A 19,369-nucleotide genomic window follows, 5' to 3' on the forward strand; every position below is an offset into this window, starting at 1 on the left:
GCGGGCTCTCGTGAGAGGCATCCGTTCGCCGACAGGCTCACCGGCATGACGGACAACTTCTCCTCGGGGGCGCCGCCGACGCCCGTGCTCACGGTGCCGACTCCACCGGCCATTAAAGAACCCGGCACTGACAACGGCCCCGCGCCCGGGGCCGGAAGCGCCCGTTCGCGGGGTGCGGGACGAACCCTGGCGGTGATCCTCACCGGGCAGTTCATGGCCCTGCTCGATGCCTTCATCGTCACTGTCGCGGCCCCGTCGATCGGCGCCGGCCTGGACGCCTCGGGCGCCGCGCTGCAACTGGTGATCGCCGGTTACACGATCACGTACGCGGCGCTGCTGATCACCGGTGCGCGGATCGGTGAACTGCTGGGCCCGCGGCGGACGTTCCTGGCCGGGCTCGCGGTCTTCACCGCGGCCTCGCTGGCCTGCGGACTGGCCGCGCAAGCCGGCCAGTTGATCGCCTTCCGGGCCGTCCAGGGAGCCGGTGCGGCGGTGATGATCCCGCAGGTGCTGGGGATCATCCAGCGCACCCATACGGGTCCGGCGCGGACGCGGGCACTCGGCGCCTACACCGCGGTGATGGCCGTAGGGGCGGCCTGCGGGCAGATCGCGGGCGGCGTCCTGGTCAGCGCGGACCTCTTCGGCGCGGGCTGGCGGCCGGTGTTCCTGGTGAATGTGCCGATCGGGGCGCTGCTGTTGGCGGCCGGTCCACGCCTGATCCCCCGGGACCGGCCGTCCGGTCCGGCACGTGGCCTGGACCTGCCCGGCCTGGTCCTGCTTGCGGCAGCGCTGGTACTGGTGACGGTGCCGCTGGTGCTCGGCCAGGAGGCGGGCCGGCCGGCGTGGACGTGGTGGTCGCTTGCCGCCGGTGGGGTGCTGCTGGGGGCGTTCGCGGGGTACGAGGCCCGGCGCGCGCGGCGGGGCGGGGCTCCCCTGATCGCGCCGCGGGTGCTCGGCGCGCCGGGGATGCCGCTGTCGGTGATCCGTATTGCCCTGGTGATGGCGGTCAACGCGGGCTATATGTTCGTACTGACGCTGCACTTCCAGGACACGCTCCACTACAGCGCGCTGCGCACCGGGCTGCTGTTCGTTCCGACGGCCCTCGCGTACGGGGCGGTGGGGCTGTGGTGGCGGCGGCTGCCCGCGCGAGTGCACCCCCTGCTGGTCCCCGGCGGGTTCGTGATGCTGTCCGTGGTGCTGGTGGGGATCGGGCTGGCGCTCAAGGACGGCGGAGCCGGAGACGGCATCGGGCTGCTTGCCGCGTATGCCGGCATCGGTGCGGGCCTCGGGTTCGCCCACAGCCCCAATCTTGCCGCCGCGCTGGGAACCGTACGCAAGGAGTACGCGGCGGATGCGAGCGGTCTCGTGGTGACCGTCAACCAGGTCGGACTGCTGCTGGGGACCTCCCTTTTCGGGGCACTCTTCCTCAATCGGCCGGCGGAGGCGGGAGTGGGCGCGGCGTCGCAGGCACTCTGGGGGAGCATGCTCGCTCTGGCGGGCGCGGCTGCGGTGGGCGGGCTCGTGGGGATGGCGAGAAGGCGGACCTGACCCGGTCCGTGGTCCGTGGCAGAATCGGACGGCGCCGGCAGGGGAGGAGAGATCACGATGCCCACGAGCATCCTCGAGGAGGTCAACGACCTGCTCGAAGTGGCCGAGGCGCAGGGATATGACTGGCTTCCGGAGTATGCGCTCCGCTTCACCGGCCCCGTAGATGCTCCTCTCCCCGCAGTCGGCGGCGATGACGGTTCCGCTCTGCAGTGCTCCTCGTGCGGCGCCTCCCATGTGGCGCAGGTGCTGGGTGACGACGGGGGCATTTCCTTCGTTTGTACGGCCTGCGGCCGCAGTTGGAGCTGATGGATGGGCGCCCACAGCAGGAAATGCGACTGGTGCGGCAGCGGTACGCCGATCGTCCGCGACATGGAACCGGTCAACGCCGACTACCAGTACTGGTGCGAGGAATGCGCCCGCGCCCTCGTCATAAAGGGCGACCCCATCGAGACCTACCGGGAGCTCGACGGGGAGCCGATCTACGGACGGCTGCTGGACGAGCACTGCACCCTGAAGCGTTTCTACTCGTTCGCGACGGCCTGAGCGGGGCCCGCCCCGGCGAAGCCGGCGGCAGCCGGGACACGGCGGAACTGCCGTTCCCGCGGGCGGTATTGGTGCGGGGGCACGACGGCCGCCACGTCATTCCGCCGCGCGGGCGACCGGTTCACACCCCATGGCCGGCAGTGGCCGTGGGGTGCCCGCTGTCCCTCCCCGGCCGCCGGCCGCGCCGCCACAGGCGGACCCCGGCCAGCGCCAGCAGTGCAAGACCGGCGAGCGGATAGACGTCGGAGAGCAGCATCTGGACGCCGTTCTGGTGCAGTTCCTCGTGGCGGTGCCAGCGGTGCGGCACCCACCACAGCGCGAACGAGCAGAACAGCAGGCCCAGTGCACTGGTCGCCGCCCACCAGCGGCGGGCGGCGGCGTGGGTCCGGTGCAGCGCCTCGGAGCCGAGCAGGATCACCATCGGTACGCACCACACCCAGTGGTGGGACCAGGAGATCGGGCTGACCAGGAGCGCGGTCGCCGCGCAGGTGACGGCCGCCCAGGCGCGCTGTCCGCGCAGCAGCGACGCGGCCGCCAGTGCCAGGCCGAGGGCCGCGGCCAGACCGGCGGCCACGAGCCAGGCGAGGCCCGGATCGTGGGTGTGCAGCAGCCGGGCGAGGGCGCCGCGCAGGGACTGGTTCGCGGTGATCTCCACCTCACCGACCCGGTCGGCGGCGAAGACGATCTCGGTCCAGAAGCGGTGCGCGTCACGCGGCAGCGCGAGCGCGGAGAGGAGGGCGGTGGCCAGGAAGGCGGCGGTGGCGACGGCGGCCTGCCGCAGCCAGGGGTTGCGGGCGGCGCGCACCCCCGCGCCGGAGCGGAGCAGCTGCCCGGCACGGACGGCGCCGGCCAGTGCGAGGAGTACGGCGAACAGTGCCGGGGTGAGCTTGAGGCCGGCCGCGATACCGATGCCGATACCCGCGAGCCGCTGGGTGTCCTTGCGGGTCAGGTCCCACAGCACGAGCGCGGCGAGCAGCAGGTTGATCTGGCCGTAGCGCAGCGTCGTCCACACCGGCTCGCACCACACCAGCAGCGCCGAGACCGCGAGCGTCGCGGCCGGCTGGGGGAGGTGCCGGGGCCGGCCGGCCAGCCGTAGCGAGAGGTGGACGACGGCGAGGAGCAGCGCGAGGTTGCCGGCCGTGGCGAGGGTGCGCATCGCGGGGACGCCGAGGAGGGTGAGCGGGGTGAACAGCAGCGCCGCGAAGGGCGGGTAGGTGTTGGGCAGGTGCGCCGAGGTCGCCACCATGTCGTAGAGGGACCCGCCGTTGCGGACCGTGAAGCCCTCGGCGCGGTAGACCATGAGGTCGAGCATCGTCACGTGGGCGAGGCGCTGCACGATCCAGAAGAGCGTGAACGAGATCAGGCAGGCGAGGGCCGCCGCACGGGTCGGGTGCCGGCGGAGGAGGCCCCTGCCGGGGCGGGCGCCGCGGGGGTCGGTGGGCGCTTCCAGCTCCAGCGCGGTCACGGCGTTCGGCTCCCCCAGGATGAATCGGGCACGGCGTGCCGACAGTACCGCGCGTCGCGCCGAGGGGCCCCGGGCACAACGGCCCGGGGCCCCGGTACAACGGCCGAGGGGCCCCGGGCAGAACGATTTGGCAGAAGCCGGGGAGGTCCGTGTAATGTAGGCGATGCCGCAGCGGGGAACCGGGCGGGAAACAGAATACGGGGCTATAGCTCAGTTGGTAGAGCGCCTGCATGGCATGCAGGAGGTCAGGAGTTCAATTCTCCTTAGCTCCACAGAGAACGGAGTGGGTCGTCCGATACGGACGGCCCGCTTTGTCGTGTGCGCCCGCGAGGCGGGTGCCCCGGCCGCCCGGCCTCGGCGGCGGTTCCTCCCGGCGTGCCCTGATTTTTGGTCAGGGGGCCGTCCTTTATGGCGAGTTGGATGTTCGCCCCCTGTCCATTCGTGGTCAGTCCTTGCCATTCCTTGGTCTCTTCTTGGTGATCGCATGTCCCTGACATGAACGGTTCACCGAAAGAGTGGCGCATCGCGTGAACGTCACATCCCACGCATTCACCGCTTGTGCGGTGCCGCGCACCTGCGCACCGGCGCAGCGCGGCACCCCGCAGCGCACCGCATCGCCACAGCAGGGGGTTACATGAGATCCAGCCGCACCAGATCACTGCGCGCCCGCGCCGGTCTGGCCTGGGCAGCGACGCTGCCGCTGGTCGCCGGCGCGCTCGCGCTCGGCGCACCCGCCGCCGACGCCGCGGGCCACGACGGCGGTCGGCACGCACTGCAGGGCACCAAGCCCCTGTGGGCCACCCGGCAGGCCGACCAGGGCGACACCTCCGCTTCTGCGGGCGTCACCGCCCGCGTCTACCTGGCGGGCCGTGACGCCAAGGGGCTCGCGGACTACGCCAGGGCCGTGTCCGACCCGCACTCCGCCGCGTACGGGAAGTACCTGAGCCCCGGCCAGGTGCGGGCCCGCTTCGGTGCCACGCACGAGCAGATAGCCAAGGTGACCGACTGGCTGAAGAAGTCCGGCCTGACGGTCACCGGCACCACCAACCGGTATGTGACGGTCAAGGGCGATGCGGCTGCCGCCGAGCGCGCCTTCGCCACCGACCTGCACAATTACCGCAAGAGCGGCCATCTTTACCACGCTCCGTCGACCACCGCCTCCGCGCCCGCCACGCTGGCCGACGCGGTGCTGACGGTCACCGGCCTGGACAACGCGCCGCGGATGGCCCGGCACCACTCCGGTGAACTGCCGCCGCCGGAGGGCGTCTTCCGCAACTCCGGTCCGTTCTCCTCGTACTACGGCTCCACGACGGACAAGAAGCTGCCGTCCGCCTACGGTGGCAAGGCCCCGTACGCGATCAAGGGCTACACCGGCAAGCAGCTGCGCGCCGCCTACGGCGCGAAGAAGTGGACCGGCAAGAACGTCACCGTCGCGATCACCGACGCCTACGCTTCGCCGAGCATCGCGAAGGACGCGGACACGTACGCCGCCCGTAACGGCGACCCCCGCTACCGCCGCGGCCAGCTCTCCCAGGTGCTGCCCAAGGACTACACGCACATCGAGGAGTGCGGCGCGGCCGGCTGGTACGGCGAGGAGACCCTTGACGTCGAGGCCGTCCACGCGGTCGCGCCCGACGCCGACATCGTCTACGTCGGCGGCGCCTCCTGCATGGACGACGACCTGATCGACTCGCTCGGCAAGGTCGTCGACGGTCACCTCGCCGACATGGTCTCCAACTCCTGGGGCGACCTGGAGGCGAACGAGACCCCGGACGCGGCAGCCGCCTACGACCAGCTCTTCCAGCAGGGCGCGGTGCAGGGCATCGGCTTCTACTTCTCCTCCGGTGACGACGGTGACGAGGTCGCCAAGACCGGCACCAAGCAGGTCGACAGCCCGGCGAACTCCCCCTGGGTGACCGCGGTCGGCGGCACCTCCCTGGCCGTCGGCAAGCACGACGCCTACCAGTGGGAGACCGGCTGGGGCACCCTGAAGGCGGGGCTCTCGAAGGACGGCAACGACTGGACCGGATTCCCCGGTGCCTTCAACGGCGGCGCCGGCGGCGGCACCAGCAAGACCGTGGCGCAGCCCTTCTACCAGCGCGGCATCGTGCCGGACGGGCTCGCGAAGGCGAACGGCGGCGGCGCGATGCGCACCGTCCCGGACATCGCCGCGGTCGCCGACCCCAACACCGGTTTCCTCGTCGGCCAGACCCAGACCCTGCCGGACGGAAAGCTCGGCTATGACGAGTACCGCATCGGCGGCACCTCGCTGGCCGCACCGGTGATCGCCGGCGTCCAGGCGCTCGCGCAGCAGGCCCGGCACGGCGTCGCCATCGGCTTCGCCAACCCCGCCATCTACCAGCGCTACGGCACCGCCGCCTACCACGACGTCACCGACCACCCGCTGGGCGCCGGCCGTGACCTGGCCGTCGTCCGCGTCGACTACGTCAACGGCACCGACAGCAGCAAGGGCACCACGACCTCCCTGCGCAGCCTGGGCAAGGACAGCTCGCTGCACGCAGGCGTCGGCTACGACGACGTCACCGGCGTGGGCTCGCCGGGCGCCGGCTACGTGAGCTCCTACCGCCCCTGACGCGGGCGCGCCGCACCGCCTGCCCGCGCCGTCCGTGACCCCGGTGGGGCGGCGGCGGGAGTGAGGTGTCACGGGGGCGGGGCCCGTGTTGGGGGAATCCTCAGCGCGGGCCCCGTACGCCCTGCGGTACCCTGACGCCATGCGTGCCGTACGCCTTCTGCTTAGCGGGCCGCGCTGATCAGTACCGACGGATCACAGATCCCGTCGGAATCGGCGCGGCGTCCCCTCCTGTGCGAGGGGCCTTTTTGTTTCCGGAGTGCCGGGATTGTGGCGCGTTTCCGCAGGCAGAGACGATCGATGGAGCTTTGAGGACGATGAGCGAGACGACCACTGCTGCCGAGGTGGCAGCACCGCACCGCTATACGGCAGCGCTGGCCGCCGACATCGAGGCCCGCTGGCAGGACTTCTGGGAGACGGACGGGACCTACGAGGCCCCGAACCCCGCCGGGGGGCTGGCCGGCGACGCCGCGGTGGCGGCCCGCCCCAAGAAGTTCATCATGGACATGTTCCCGTACCCCTCGGGTGCGGGCCTGCACGTCGGCCACCCGCTGGGCTTCATCGCCACCGACGTCTACGCCCGCCACCAGCGCATGACGGGTCACAACGTCCTGCACACCCTGGGCTTCGACGCCTTCGGCCTGCCCGCCGAGCAGTACGCGGTGCAGACCGGCACCCACCCGCGGGTCTCCACCGAGGCCAACATCGTGAACATGCGGCGCCAGCTGCGCCGCCTGGGCCTGGGCCACGACCAGCGCCGCTCGGTCGAGACGATCGACCCGGCGTATTACAAGTGGACCCAGTGGATCTTCCTGCAGATCTTCAATTCCTGGTACGACCCGGAAGCGGACGCAGCCCGCCCGGTCGACACCCTGGTCGCCCAGTTCGAGGCCGGCACCCGGCAGACTCCCGACGGCCGGCCCTGGGCCGGGCTGAGCCCGATCGAGCGCGCCAACGTCCTGGGCGAGTACCGCCTGGCGTACGCCTCGGACGCGCCGGTCAACTGGTGCCCCGGCCTGGGCACGGTGCTGGCCAACGAGGAGGTCACCGCCGACGGCCGCTCCGAGCGCGGCAACTACCCGGTCTTCAAGGCCAAGCTGCGCCAGTGGAACATGCGTATCACCGCCTACGCCGACCGGCTGCTGAACGACCTGGACGCGCTGGACTGGCCGGAGGCCATCAAGCTGCAGCAGCGCAACTGGATCGGCCGCTCCGAGGGCGCCCGGGTCGACTTCCCCGTGGGTGACGACAAGATCACCGTCTTCACCACCCGCCAGGACACCCTGTTCGGCGCGACGTACATGGTGCTGGCGCCCGAGCACCCGCTGGTCGCCGGCTCCGACAACGGCAACGGCACCGGATCGATCGTTCCGGACGCCTGGCCCGAGGGCACCCACGACGTCTGGACCGGCGGGCACGCCACTCCGGCCGACGCCGTCGCCGCCTACCGCAAGCAGGCCGCCTCCAAGTCGGACGTCGAGCGGCAGGCCGAGGCCAAGGACAAGACCGGCGTCTTCACCGGCGCCTTCGCGACCAACCCGGTCAGCGGTGCGCAGGTCCCGGTCTTCATCGCCGACTACGTCCTGATGGGCTACGGCACCGGCGCGATCATGGCCGTGCCCGCGCACGACAGCCGTGACTTCGCCTTCGCCCGCGCTTTCGAGCTGCCGATGCGCTGTGTGGTCGAGCCGTCGGACGACCGTGGCACCGACCCCTCGGCCTGGGACGACGCCTTCGCCTCGTACGACGCCAAGATCGTCAACTCGTCGGGCGCGGCGATCTCGCTGGACGGCCTGGGCGTGACGGCGGCCAAGGCGAAGATCACCGACTGGCTGGCCGCCGAGGGCATCGGCGAGGGCACCGTCAACTTCCGGCTGCGCGACTGGCTGTTCAGCCGGCAGCGCTACTGGGGCGAGCCCTTCCCGATCGTCTACGACGAGGACGGCGTGGCACACGCGCTGCCCGAGTCGATGCTGCCGCTGGAGCTGCCCGAGGTCGAGGACTACTCCCCGCGCACCTTCGACCCCGACGACGCCGACACCCAGCCGGAGACCCCGCTGTCCCGTAACGAGGACTGGGTCCATGTCGACCTGGACCTGGGCGACGGCAACGGCATCAGGCGCTACCGCCGCGAGACCAACACCATGCCCAACTGGGCGGGTTCGTGCTGGTACGAGATGCGCTATCTGGACCCGCGCAACGCCGACGCGCTGGTCGCCCCGGACATCGAGCAGTACTGGATGGGACCGCGCGACGGCCGGCCGGCCGGCGGCGTGGACCTGTACGTGGGCGGCGCGGAGCACGCCGTGCTGCACCTGCTGTACGCCCGTTTCTGGTCCAAGGTGCTGCACGACCTGGGACATGTCTCGTCCTCCGAGCCGTTCCACAAGCTGTACAACCAGGGCATGATCCAGGCCTTCGTCTACCGGGACCGCCGCGGCATCGCCGTCCCGGCCGCCGAGGTCGAGGAGCGCGACGGCGGCTACTACTACCAGGGCGAGAAGGTCAGCCGCGTCCTGGGCAAGATGGGCAAGTCCCTGAAGAACGCCGTCACTCCCGACGAGATCTGCGCGGAGTACGGCGCGGACACCCTGCGCCTGTACGAGATGGCGATGGGACCGCTGGACGTGTCGCGGCCGTGGGACACCCGGGCCGTCGTCGGCCAGTACCGCCTGCTGCAGCGCCTGTGGCGCAATGTCGTCGACGAGGCGACCGGCGAGGTCACCGTCGTCGACACCGAGCCGGACGAGGCCACCCTGCGGGCCCTGCACAAGGCGATCGACGGTGTCGGCCAGGACCTGGCGAACCTGCGCTTCAACACCGCCATCGCCAAGGTGACCGAGCTGAACAACCACCTGACCAAGACAGGCGGCCCCATTCCGCGCACGGTCGCGGAGCGGCTGGTGCTGCTGATCGCCCCGCTGGCCCCGCATATCGCCGAGGAGCTGTGGCGCAAGCTGGGCCACACGGACACCGTGGTGCACGCGGACTTCCCGGTGGCCGACCCGGCGTATGTCGTCGATGAGACCGTGACCTGCGTCGTGCAGATCAAGGGCAAGGTCAAGGCCCGCCTGGAGGTCTCCCCGTCGATCTCCGACGCGGACCTGGAGGCCACGGCACTGGCCGAGCCCGCCGTGGTCGCGGCGCTGAACGGCGCGGGCATCCGGAAGGTCATCGTCCGGGCGCCGAAGCTGGTGAACATCGTCCCGGCGTAGGCCGCCGGCGGGCGTCCGGGACTGGTTCCGGGCGCCCGCCGGGGGGCTTGAATGTGGTGTCGCTCCGGTGGCCGGGGCTTCTGGTCGCGTGTGGTGCCGCTGCCGCGCCGACGCCATGGGTGGTTTCCCCTAAGGGCAGGTTGGGGGTTCGTTCGGAACCCGTGACCTGCCCGAGCCGTTTACCGTGGAGGGACAAGGGCGCGGGCGAAGAACCGGCGCCGCCGACACGTCTGGGGAGCGCCCATGGAAGCTGCTGTCGCCATCGTCGGGCTGCTCTTCGTGCTGTTCGTCCTGGCAGGCGTGTTCGTCACGGTCAAGGCGGTGACGGCGGCCAAGCGCGGCGTCGACCGCACGGTCGCCCAGGCCCGCAGAACCGTCGAGGACACCAGCCTCCGCGCCCGGCAGCTCGCCCAGCCCGGCGTGGTCGGCGAACTCGCACAGCTGCGGCTCTCGCTGCGTATGTCCATGCGCGCCACCCAGGAAGCGCTTCGCGGCGGCTCCTCCGACGATGCCTCCCTGAGCGAGGCGATCGGGCTCTTCGAGCGGCTGAGCGCCCATGGGCATGAGCTCGACGACGAACTCAAGCGGCTCGAACGCGAGCCCGACCGGGCCACCATTGCCGCGCGCCTCCCGGAGCTCAGGGAACGCCTGGAACGGATCACGCACTCCGCGGAGTCGCTGCGCTGGGCCGCCCGGGACCGCGCCCGCAAGTTCGCGGAAGACGATCTGGCGGCGCTGAGCGACCAGATCGATGTCGAGGCGGGGGCACTGCGCCACTGGACCCGGGTCGAGGATGCCGCGGACCCGCTGCGGGAGCCCGTACACCCGTCTGCGGACGGGCCGTCAGGGGCGCGTGCCGCCGACGGGACCCCGGACGTCGGCGTCCGGGGTGGCCGGCCTTCGGTGTCCGAGGGCGGCCACTCCACGGGGTCGGTCCCCGAGGGTCCGCAGGCGCTCACCGCCCGTGACCCGCGCACCCAGCCGTCCTACCCGTGGGAGAAGGCACCACGGACACGGCCGTCACGGACCTCACGGGCGCCACGGACGGAGGGCACGACCAACGGAGGGCACGACCAGGTGAGGCCGTAAGAAGACCTTGGTGAGGTGAGGGGTGGGTGGGGGCGGGGCGGGGCCCGGGGGAGACGGAGAGGAGAGCAGAAGCCCGGAGCGTCAGCGGCGTCACGCGGATCGCGGATTGCGGATCGCGGATCCGAAGACGCGGACGGGGGCGGGGACGGCATGCTCCGGCGCCCTCTTGGCAGAGCCTTGGGGAAACCTGGAAGATCTTGGGGAGGGGCCCGCACTGTGCGGCGTCCGGATCCCCGGATAACCTCCCAGTCATGTCCCGCCATGTCGCGATCGTCACCGATTCCACGGCCTACTTGCCGCGGACGGCTGTCGAGCGTCACCGCATCACGGCCGTTCCGCTGACCGTCGTCCTGGGGGACCAGGCCTTGGAAGAGGGCACCGAGATCTCCGCGAGATCCGTCGCCCAGGCACTCCAGAAGCGCCGGCCGGTGACCACCTCCCGGCCCGCCCCCACGATGTTCGCGGACACCTACCGCAAGGTCGCGGCGGCCGGTGCGAGCGGCATCGTCTCGCTCCATCTGTCCTCGGAGATCTCCGGTACGTACGACGCGGCGGTGCTGGCGGCCAAGGAGGCGCCGGTACCCGTACACGTCGTGGACACCGGCATGGTCGCGATGGCCCTCGGCTTCTGCGCTCTCGCTGCCGCGGAGACGGCGGAGGCGGGCGGGGACATCGACGAAGCGGTGGCCGCCGCGGAGAAGCGTGCCACTGCCACCTCCGCCTACTTCTACGTCGACACCCTCGACTATCTGCGCCGCGGCGGCCGTATCGGTGCCGCCCAGGCGCTGCTCGGCTCCGCGCTCGCCGTCAAACCGCTCCTTCAACTGGCCGACGGGCGGATCGAGCTGCTGGAGAAGGTCCGTACGGCGTCCAAGGCGATCGCACGGCTGGAGGAGCTTGCCGCGGAGCGGGCCGGCGAGGGCCAGGTCGATATCGCGGTGCACCATCTCGACGCGGCGGAGCGCGCGGATGCTCTGGCCCAGCGGCTCCGGGAGCGGGTGCCGGGACTCAACGAGCTCCTGGTGAGCGAGGTGGGCGCGGTGATCGGCGCGCATACGGGGCCGGGGCTGTTGGGGGTTGTGGTTTCGTCGCGGTGAGGGCGAGGAGTGGCATCTCCTGTGGGTGACGGAGTTGTCCACAACTCGGGCTTCGTCCACCGGAATTGCGGCACCTCAGCGAGATCTGCGCGACGTGCTTAGCGTCGATCGGTATGAACTCGTCTCGATCTGCGTGGGTGGCTTCCCCGGCCTCATCCTCTGTTTCCAGCCCGTCGCTTTCGCCGGCCTTGCCTGCCTTGTGGGCCTTGCCGCATCCGGCGTTCTCGTCCGGTCCTTCGGGCTCTTCGGGTCTGGTGCCCTCGGGCTCGGCGTCCTCGGGCTTGACCTCTTCGGCCTTGGTCTCCGGGACGGGTCCCTCTGCTCCTTCCGCTCTCTCCTCTCTTTCCCCTTTCTCCGTTGCCTCCGTTTCCTCATTCACCGCCGCTGGTTCCCTGGCCCCGTCCCGTGCGTCGGAGCGGCGGGAGGGGGAGCGCGAGCGGGTACGGGACCGGGTCGCGACAATCTTCGGTGATGCGGTCGCGGGCGCGGGTGCAGGCGCGGACGTGGGTGCGGGGTCGGTGGGGCCGGGTGCCGGGCCTGGGCCGGGCGGGGGTGGGCCTGCGATGGCCGGGGGTGGCCCGCCGCCTCCGGGGCACGGCCCGCCGCCTCCTGGGTGCGATCCGCCGGGGCCGCGCCGACGGGAACGGGTGTGGCTTGCCGTACGCGAACGGCTGCCGCTCTGGGTGCAGTTACGGTGCGGCGCCGACCCGAAGATGCTCGCCGCCCTGGTCCTGGTGCTCGTGCTGGCGCTGGGACTGGCCGTACAGCACTTCTGGGCCGGCCGCCCCGAACCGGTACGGGCCCCGGCGGCCGAACGGCCCGCGGCGTCCGGCCCCGCGCCGCATCCGCCGGCACTGCCGTCGTCGTCCGCCGCAGCGATGGCGCACGGTCCGCCGGGCGGTACGGGCCGGCAACTGGTTGTCGATGTCACGGGCAAGGTCCGGCACCCGGGCATTCACCGGATGCCCCCGGGGTCGCGGGTGATCGATGCGCTGCAGGCCGCCGGCGGGGTGCTGCGAGGGGCGAGCACCGGTGGGCTGAACCGGGCACGCCTGCTGACCGACGGCGAACAGATCGTGGTCGGCGCGGCCGGGGGCGCCGCGGGTACCGGGGGCGCTGCCGGGCCCGCCGGCCCGGGGGCATCCGGGCCGGGAAGCGGGTCGCCAGGGGCCGGAGGCGGTGCGGCCGGACCGGTCAGCCTCGGCACGGCGACCGAGCAGCAGCTCGATTCGCTCCCAGGAGTGGGGCCCGTCCTGGCCCGGCACATCGTCGAATTCCGTACCCAGCACGGCGGGTTCACCTCGGTGGACCAGCTCCGTCAGGTGACCGGCATCGGTGACCGCCGCTTCGCCGATCTGCGCCCCCTGGTCCAGCCGTGACCGGTCTCCGTGCCACCGTGCACGCCACGGCGGAGTCGTCGCACGGTGCCTCGGACCCGCATCAAGAGGGCCCGGCCGATCTGCGGCTGGTCGCGCCCGCGCTGGCCGCCTGGGCGGGGGCGGCGATCGGCCTGGGCGTCCCCGGCGGGGGAGCGGCGGTGGTCTGCGGTGCGGCCGTGGCGCTCGCGCTGTGCGCGTGGCGGATGGCTGTGGTCCGGCGCAGGGCGGAGGATGTCCCGGAGCGGGCCGGGCGGCCCTGCGCCGGACCCGAGACGGGAGCTGCCCGGCGAGGGCCGGGGCCGCTCCGGCCGCGCTCTCCCCGCTGTTGGTCCGCCGGGGCGTTCGTGGCCCTGGCCGCGGTACTGCTGTGTGGTGCGGCGGGGACCGCGGCCGCGGCGCTGCATGCGTCGGATGTGCGGCGCGGACCGCTGCCGGCCTTGGCGGAGCACTACGCGGGACTCACGGCGGAGCTGGAGGTGCGTGGTGATCCACGACTGACCCGCCCCAAGGTGCGAGGCTCCCAACGGACGCCCCCGGAGCTGGTGTTCACGGCTGACGCCGTCCGGGTCACGGCACCGGGCGGTGAGATCACGACCGTACGCACGCCGGTGCTGGTGGTCGTACAGCAGCGTGGAGGGGGAGACGGAGCGCACGGCCCCGGGGCACGCGAGAGCTTGTCGTCGGCGTGGCGCGGGCTGCTGCCGTCGACACGCATCCGGGTGGTGGCGCACGCCGTGCCACCGCTCTCGCCGGCCGACCAGGTTGCCGCCGTGCTCCGGGTCACCGCCGAGGCGCCACCGGTCAAGGTCAGTGCCCCGTCCCCCCTGCAACGGCTGGCAGGACACCTGCGTGCCGGGCTGCGCGAGGCCACCGACGGGCTGCGCCCCGATGCCCGCGCCCTACTGCCCGGCCTCGTGGTGGGTGACACCTCACGTGTGCCGCCGGATCTCGACGACGCCTTCCGTGCCACCGACCTCACCCATTTGCTGGCCGTCTCCGGCAGCAATCTGACGATTGTGCTCGCCCTGCTGATCGGGCCGCCGCACCTCGCGACGCGCGCCGAGCGCCGCGGGCTGGCACCACGCCTGGGACTGTCACTGCGCGGCACGGCCGTCATCGGCGGCGCGCTCGCCCTCGCCTTCGTCGTGGTCTGCCGCCCGGACCCGAGCGTGCTGCGGGCCGCCGCCTGCGGCCTGATCACACTTCTGGCCATCGGCACCGGACGCCGTCGCTCGCTGCTCCCCGCCCTCGCCGCCGCGGTCCTGTTGCTGGTCCTCTACGACCCTTGGCTCGCTCGTAGTTATGGCTTTCTGCTGTCCGTCCTGGCGACCGGCGCGCTGCTGCTGCTCGCGCCACGCTGGAGTGCCGCCCTTCAGCGGCGCCGGGTACCGCCCCGGATCGCCGAGGTGATCGCCGCCGCGGCCGCTGCCCAGGCGGTCTGCGCACCGGTGGTCGCCGTGCTGGCGGCCCGGGTGGGCCTGGTCGCGGTGCCCTGCAATCTGCTGGCGGAAGTGGCCGTGGCCCCCGCGACGGTGCTGGGCTTCGCGGCCCTTGCCGTCGCCCCGGTCGCGTTGCCGGCCGCCCGGGCGCTGTCGTGGTGCGCGGGCTGGCCGGCTGAGTGGATCGCCGGCGTCGCCCGTACGGGGGCGGCGCTGCCGGGGGCGGAGTTCGACTGGCCGGGCGGCTGGGGCGGCGGGCTGGTGCTGGCGGTTGCCCTGGTGGCCCTGGTGCCGGTCGTCCGCAGGGTGCTGCGCCGTCCCTGGCTGTGTGTGCTGTGCGTGCTGGCAATGATCTTGGCAGTGTGCCGCCCCGCCCCGTTCACCCGCGTCCTCACCGGATGGCCGCCGCCGGGGTGGCGGGCCGTGGTGTGTGACGTGGGGCAGGGCGACGGCCTGGTGCTGGCAGCCGGGGACGGTACGGCGCTGGTGGTGGACACCGGACCCGAGCCCCAGGCCATCGACCGCTGCCTCACCGACCTGGGTGTCCGCCGCATCCCGCTTCTGGTCCTGACACATTTCCACGCCGACCATGTGGACGGGCTCCCGGGGGCGCTCCGCGGTCGTGCGGTCGGTGCGATCGAGACCACGACGCTGCAAGACCCTCCAGGGCAGGCGCAGTTCGTACGCAGTGCGGCAGCGGCGGCACGGGTGCCGGTCCTCCGCGCCGTACCGGGGGAGCGGCGCCACCTGGGCCCACTCACCTGGGAGGTCCTGTGGCCACCGGCTCCGCCCGCCCTCCCCGGCCCCTCTGGCCCCGCCGATCCCACTGGCCAACCGGTCGGTCCCGACGACCTCGACGGTCCCAATGACGCCAGCGTCACCCTGCTCGTCCGTACGGGCGGCCTGTCCCTTCTGCTGCTGGGTGACCTCGAACCACCCGCGCAGCGCGCACTGCTGGCGGCCCACCCGGAGCTGGGCGGCGTCGATGTCCTGAAGGTGGCGCACCACGGCTCCGCCTATCAGGACCCGCCGCTGATGCATCGGCTGGCGCCGCGCCTGGCGCTGATCTCCTGCGGTGTCGGCAATCCGTACGGCCATCCGGCGCCCCGCACCATCGCGGCGCTGCGCGCCCAGGGCGCCCGGGTGCTGCGGACGGACACCGACGGAGCCATCGCGATCCTGGGCACCACGGCCAGGCTGTCGGCGACGGTCAACGGCCACCGGGGCAAGGCCGCTCCGGTCCCCGGCCGGAGAACCCGGTCCCGCCCGGCAACGGACCGGAGGGCCCCGGCACGTCCAGCCGGCGGCGGTCCACCCGGTGGTGGCCTGCCCGGCTGCCGTCGACCCGGTGGCTATCGGCCCGGCGGCCGCCCACGCCGCGGCTATCGGTTCGGTGGCCATGGAGCCGTGACGTGCCGGGCCGACCGCCGCCGCTCACCTCCCCGTCCCTGTGCTCTCCCTTCCGCCAACCGGCGGATCGGACGCCGCCACCCCGCTCCCACGGCTACCGACCGGGACTCTTGTAAAGGAACCTTTCTAAAGGTGTCTTTACTTCATGTCCCCGAGGTCGGAACGGTCCCAGCAGCAGTCCGAGTCGGTGCGGCCGGACGCGGACGGCGAACTGCGGCTGCAGTCCGATCCGTTCGCCGATTGCACACGGCTCTCCGATCCGCGTGCGCTGCGTGCCTATGCCCACCCCACCCGCATGGAGCTGGTCGGGCTGCTGCGCCGCGAGGGCCCGCTCACCGCCACCCGCGCGGCCGAGCTGACGGGGCAGTCCGTTGCCAGCTGCTCGTACCACCTGCGGATGCTCGCGAAGTACGACCTGGTGGAGGAGGCCGAGGGTGGTCGCGGGCGGGAGAAACCATGGAGGGCGACCGCACAGTTCACGGACTGGCCGGAGTACTCCGACGACCCCGAGGTCACCGAGGCTTCCACGGCCCTGAACGTCGCACTTGCCGAGAACTACTTCACCAAGATGTCGCACGCCCTGGAGCAGCGCGCCGCCCTGCCCCGCGTATGGCAGCAGGCGGAGCAGTACGGAGATGTCTCGCTCTATCTCACTGCCGACGAACTCACCGAACTCGGCGACCGGGTGATGGAGTTGCTCAGCCCCTATGCGGCACGGTTCCAGGACCCGGCGTCCCGGCCGGCCGATGCGCGGCTGGTGAGCTTCCTGCGGGTCGCTTTCGTCCGTCACGCCGAAGCACGGAGCGGCGGTACGTCCCGCACCGGGGACGGCGGCGCGGGCGGCGGCGGGGCCTGATGAATCCGGCGGCCCGAGTCCCCGTCCTCTTACGGGAGCGCACGTTCCGCCGCTACTGGGCGGCTCAGTCCGTCTCCCTCATCGGCGATCAGATCTCCCTGCTCGCCGTCCCGCTCATCGCCGTCCTCGTCCTGGGTGCCGGGGCCGCGGAAATGGGTCTGCTCAAGACCGCGGAGCTGCTCCCCGCCCTGCTGCTGAGTCTGCCCGCAGGGGCCTGGATCGACCGGCGGGCCCGGCGTCGCCGGATCATGATTGCTGCCGATCTGCTGCGCGCGCTGCTGATCATCTCCCTGCCCGTCGCCTACGCCGCGGGCGCGCTCACTCTCGCCCAGCTCTATGCCGTCGCCTTCGCGGTCGGTGCGTGCACCGTCCTCTTCGACATCTGCAACGTCACTCTCTTTGTCGCCCTCGTTCCCAAGAGTCATTTCGTCGCGGGAAGTTCCCTGCTCAACGGCAGTCGCGCGATGGCCTTTGTCAGCGGGCCCGGCGCGGGCGGCCTGCTCGTCCAGCTGCTCGCCGTGCCCCTGGTGCTGCTCGCCGATGCGCTGACCTTTCTGTACTCCGCCATGCTGCTGGCCCGTATCGCGCCGGCCGAACCGCCACCCGCGCCGCCCGCCAAGGGCTATGCCACCGAGGGAGTGCGCTGGGCGTTGCAACACCCCACCCTGCGCGCCATGCAGTTCTTCAACCTCATGTTCCACACCCTTTTCGTGCTCTACGCCACCACCGAACTCGGCCTGACGGCCGGACTCTTGGGGGCGGTACTGGGGATCGGCGCGATCGGCGGTCTCATCGGCGCGGCGGTCGCGGGCAGCGTGGTGCGCGCCCTCGGTATCGGCCCGGCCATCCTCCTCGGCTACGCCGGATTCACCCTGCCGCTCCTGCTCATCCCGCTTGCCGGCGGTGCCACTCCGCTGGTTACCGCGCTGCTCTGCGTCGCCGAATTCCTGTCCAGCGTCGGCGTGATGCTTGTCGACATCTCCTCCGGTTCACTGCTTGCCGCGCTGATACCGGACTCCTTGCGCTCTCGCGTCGCCGGTGCGTCCCGCACGCTGAACTACGGCTTCCGCCCCGTCGGCGCCATGGCCGGTGGTGCGCTCGGCACGGCGCTGGGCCTGCGTCCCACCCTCTGGATCGCCACCGCCGGTGCCACCCTCTGCCTTCTCTGGCTGCTGCCCTCGCCCGTCCCCCGAATACGCGGCCTTCCGGGGGCCGCCACGCCTCAGCAGTCTGCGTCCGGGCCGGACCGCGGCCCCTGCCTGCCTCTCCCCGAACCCAGCGGAGAAGCCACGCAGGCGGCGGCAGCGCAGAAGGCCGCGTAGGCGCGGCGGCGACCTGGGCGACCGGACGGACATGCCGATGGCATCGTGCGGCTCAGCGGGTCGGAGAAGGGCGCCGGCGGGGCTGTGTGGTGCACAAGGCCATGGGCCGAGCAGGCAGCGCAGGGCGGGGCGTAGCACGGATGCTGCTGAATCATGATCTGTAGGATCCCGATCATGAGGATGAGGACCCACCCCTGATGGACACCGCTGCCGCTGACGCCTACCTCGACCGGATCGGTGCCGCCCGCACCGCGGCCCCGGACGCCGAGGCGCTGCGTGCGCTGCACCTCAGCCATCTGCGTACCGTCCCCTTCGAAAACCTCTCCATCCACCTCGGCGAAGAGATCGTGCTCGCGGAGCAGTCGCTGCTGGACAAGATCGTCCGCGCCCGGCGGGGTGGCTTCTGTTACGAGCTCAACGGTGCTTTCGCGCTGCTCCTGGGCGCGCTCGGCTATGAGGTCGAGCTGCTTTCCGCCCGCGTGTTCGGCGCCGAAGGGCCCGGAATTCCGTACGACCACCTCGCGCTGCGCGTACGGACGCCGAGCGGGCCGTGGCTGGCGGACGTCGGCTTCGGCAGGCACAGCCACTTTCCGCTGCGCTGGGACAGCCGTGCCGAGCAGACCGATCCCGGTGGGGTGTTCCGGATCGAGGAGACGAGTGAGGGAGACCTCGATGTCCTGAGGGACGGCGACCCGCAGTACCGCCTCGAACAGCGCCCGCGTGCCTACGCGGACTTCGAGGCCGGCTGCTGGTGGCACCGGACCTCGCCCAAGTCGCACTTCACCCGGTCCCTGGTGTGCTCACGGCTGACCGGGACCGGTCGGGTCACGCTCTCCGGTCGTACGCTCGTGACCACCGGGGCGGAGGGTGCACGGGACGAGCGTGAGCTGGGCGAGGGAGAAGTCCTCACCGCCTACCGGGAGCACTTCGGGATTGTTCTGGAGCGGGAGCCCCGAGTCGGCGCGGTGCGGGTGCCCGGCGGCAGCAGCGCTTAGGCGCACGGCCCCCACGGCCTCCGGCCCCAGGGTCTCTGGCCTCACGGCTCCTTGGCTCCCGCGGGCCCCGCCGTTACTCGGCCTCGCGCCAGCCCTCGTACTCCGCCGCGAGGTCGTGCAGCCGCGCCGGGTCGTGGGCAGCGTCCGGGTCTTCGACCACCACCAGCCACTGGGCGTCCTCGGCGTCGTCCTCACCGGCCAGGGCGTCCCGTACGAGCTGGGGCTCCTCGGCGACACCGAAGCGTTCGGTCAGGGCCTCGGCCACCTCCTCCGCGGCATCGCGGTCGGGCAGTACCAGCACGTGCCGGAGGTGCGGTGGGTGTGGGGCAGCATCATTCACCCGGCCATTGTCCGGCACGGGGACGGCGCCGCTGTCAGGCAGGGGCCCGGAGCGGTCCGGGCCGGGGTGTCAGTGGGGCGT

General features: G+C 72.1%; 13 protein-coding genes, 1 tRNA gene and 1 pseudogene. 13 read left to right on the forward strand and 2 right to left on the reverse strand.

Features of this window, described 5'->3' with window-relative positions; translation table 11 throughout:
• The first annotated feature begins 45 nt into the window (after positions 1-45).
• Genes OHS81_RS24825 through OHS81_RS24835 form a run of 3 tightly spaced genes read left to right on the forward strand, consistent with a single transcriptional unit; the run spans position 46 to position 2,091 of the window.
• Positions 46-1,548: an MFS transporter gene (locus tag OHS81_RS24825; protein ID WP_328386869.1), complete on the forward strand. Its 1,503-nt coding sequence runs from the start codon at positions 46-48 to the stop codon at positions 1,546-1,548.
• Between the two features lie 57 nt (positions 1,549-1,605).
• The gene (locus OHS81_RS24830; protein WP_328386870.1) at positions 1,606-1,854 is read left to right on the forward strand and encodes a hypothetical protein; all 249 of its coding nucleotides are present in this window, start codon (positions 1,606-1,608) and stop codon (positions 1,852-1,854) included.
• Positions 1,855-1,857: 3 nt separating this feature from the next.
• Positions 1,858-2,091 (forward strand): hypothetical protein, encoded by a 234-nt coding sequence (locus OHS81_RS24835; protein WP_004571982.1) that lies wholly within the window; start codon positions 1,858-1,860, stop codon positions 2,089-2,091.
• Between the two features lie 121 nt (positions 2,092-2,212).
• Here the strand turns inward: OHS81_RS24835 and OHS81_RS24840 are convergent, their stop codons facing one another.
• Positions 2,213-3,556, reverse strand: a complete 1,344-nt coding sequence (locus tag OHS81_RS24840) for a glycosyltransferase 87 family protein (RefSeq protein WP_328386871.1) — start codon at positions 3,554-3,556, stop codon at positions 2,213-2,215.
• 199 nt (positions 3,557-3,755) lie between these two features.
• On the opposite strand from OHS81_RS24840, the gene OHS81_RS24845 reads away from it, so the two are divergent.
• The 10 genes and pseudogenes from OHS81_RS24845 (at position 3,756) to OHS81_RS24890 (ending at position 18,948) form a co-directional block, all read left to right on the forward strand.
• A tRNA-Ala gene (locus OHS81_RS24845) sits at positions 3,756-3,828 on the forward strand.
• A gap of 362 nt (positions 3,829-4,190) precedes the next feature.
• Positions 4,191-6,149: a S53 family peptidase gene (locus OHS81_RS24850; protein WP_328386872.1), complete on the forward strand. Its 1,959-nt coding sequence runs from the start codon at positions 4,191-4,193 to the stop codon at positions 6,147-6,149.
• Between the two features lie 314 nt (positions 6,150-6,463).
• The gene (locus OHS81_RS24855; RefSeq protein ID WP_328386873.1) at positions 6,464-9,361 is read left to right on the forward strand and encodes a leucine--tRNA ligase; all 2,898 of its coding nucleotides are present in this window, start codon (positions 6,464-6,466) and stop codon (positions 9,359-9,361) included.
• 243 nt (positions 9,362-9,604) lie between these two features.
• A complete protein-coding gene (locus tag OHS81_RS24860) occupies positions 9,605-10,450 on the forward strand; it encodes a hypothetical protein (protein ID WP_328386874.1) in 846 nt (281 codons plus the stop codon).
• 251 nt (positions 10,451-10,701) lie between these two features.
• Positions 10,702-11,547 carry a DegV family protein gene (locus tag OHS81_RS24865; protein WP_328386875.1) on the forward strand — a complete coding sequence of 282 codons (846 nt, stop codon included), beginning with the start codon at positions 10,702-10,704 and terminating at the stop codon, positions 11,545-11,547.
• Between the two features lie 647 nt (positions 11,548-12,194).
• Positions 12,195-12,926, forward strand: a complete 732-nt coding sequence (locus OHS81_RS24870; RefSeq protein ID WP_328386876.1) for a ComEA family DNA-binding protein — start codon at positions 12,195-12,197, stop codon at positions 12,924-12,926.
• A gap of 203 nt (positions 12,927-13,129) precedes the next feature.
• Positions 13,130-15,319 (forward strand): annotated as a pseudogene (locus OHS81_RS24875) (ComEC/Rec2 family competence protein); the annotation flags it as partial.
• Between the two features lie 601 nt (positions 15,320-15,920).
• Positions 15,921-16,631, forward strand: a complete 711-nt coding sequence (locus OHS81_RS24880) for a winged helix-turn-helix domain-containing protein (protein WP_328391397.1) — start codon at positions 15,921-15,923, stop codon at positions 16,629-16,631.
• Positions 16,631-17,953 carry an MFS transporter gene (locus OHS81_RS24885; protein ID WP_328391399.1) on the forward strand — a complete coding sequence of 441 codons (1,323 nt, stop codon included), beginning with the start codon at positions 16,631-16,633 and terminating at the stop codon, positions 17,951-17,953. The genes OHS81_RS24880 and OHS81_RS24885 overlap by 1 nt, the downstream gene beginning before the upstream one ends.
• 197 nt (positions 17,954-18,150) lie before the next feature.
• Positions 18,151-18,948 carry an arylamine N-acetyltransferase family protein gene (locus OHS81_RS24890; protein WP_328386877.1) on the forward strand — a complete coding sequence of 266 codons (798 nt, stop codon included), beginning with the start codon at positions 18,151-18,153 and terminating at the stop codon, positions 18,946-18,948.
• A gap of 73 nt (positions 18,949-19,021) precedes the next feature.
• On the opposite strand, the gene OHS81_RS24895 is transcribed toward OHS81_RS24890, so the two are convergent.
• On the reverse strand, positions 19,022-19,288 hold the full coding sequence (locus OHS81_RS24895; protein ID WP_093493720.1) for a hypothetical protein: 267 nt from the start codon (positions 19,286-19,288) through the stop codon (positions 19,022-19,024).
• Positions 19,289-19,369 lie beyond the last annotated feature (81 nt).

Origin of the sequence: Streptomyces sp. NBC_00400, from assembly GCF_036048035.1 — a bacterium.
In the GTDB taxonomy this organism is placed as follows: domain Bacteria; phylum Actinomycetota; class Actinomycetes; order Streptomycetales; family Streptomycetaceae; genus Streptomyces.

What these genes read in the sequence shown, in the direction of transcription:
- OHS81_RS24825 (WP_328386869.1), top strand. Translation starts at nt 46, where the DNA reads ATGACGGACAACTTCTCCTCGGGGGCGCCGCCGACGCCCGTGCTCACG.
- OHS81_RS24830 (WP_328386870.1), top strand. Translation starts at nt 1,606, where the DNA reads ATGCCCACGAGCATCCTCGAGGAGGTCAACGACCTGCTCGAAGTGGCC.
- OHS81_RS24835 (WP_004571982.1), top strand. Translation starts at nt 1,858, where the DNA reads ATGGGCGCCCACAGCAGGAAATGCGACTGGTGCGGCAGCGGTACGCCG.
- OHS81_RS24850 (WP_328386872.1), top strand. Translation starts at nt 4,191, where the DNA reads ATGAGATCCAGCCGCACCAGATCACTGCGCGCCCGCGCCGGTCTGGCC.
- OHS81_RS24855 (WP_328386873.1), top strand. Translation starts at nt 6,464, where the DNA reads ATGAGCGAGACGACCACTGCTGCCGAGGTGGCAGCACCGCACCGCTAT.
- OHS81_RS24860 (WP_328386874.1), top strand. Translation starts at nt 9,605, where the DNA reads ATGGAAGCTGCTGTCGCCATCGTCGGGCTGCTCTTCGTGCTGTTCGTC.
- OHS81_RS24865 (WP_328386875.1), top strand. Translation starts at nt 10,702, where the DNA reads ATGTCCCGCCATGTCGCGATCGTCACCGATTCCACGGCCTACTTGCCG.
- OHS81_RS24880 (WP_328391397.1), top strand. Translation starts at nt 15,921, where the DNA reads ATGTCCCCGAGGTCGGAACGGTCCCAGCAGCAGTCCGAGTCGGTGCGG.
- OHS81_RS24885 (WP_328391399.1), top strand. Translation starts at nt 16,631, where the DNA reads ATGAATCCGGCGGCCCGAGTCCCCGTCCTCTTACGGGAGCGCACGTTC.
- OHS81_RS24890 (WP_328386877.1), top strand. Translation starts at nt 18,151, where the DNA reads ATGGACACCGCTGCCGCTGACGCCTACCTCGACCGGATCGGTGCCGCC.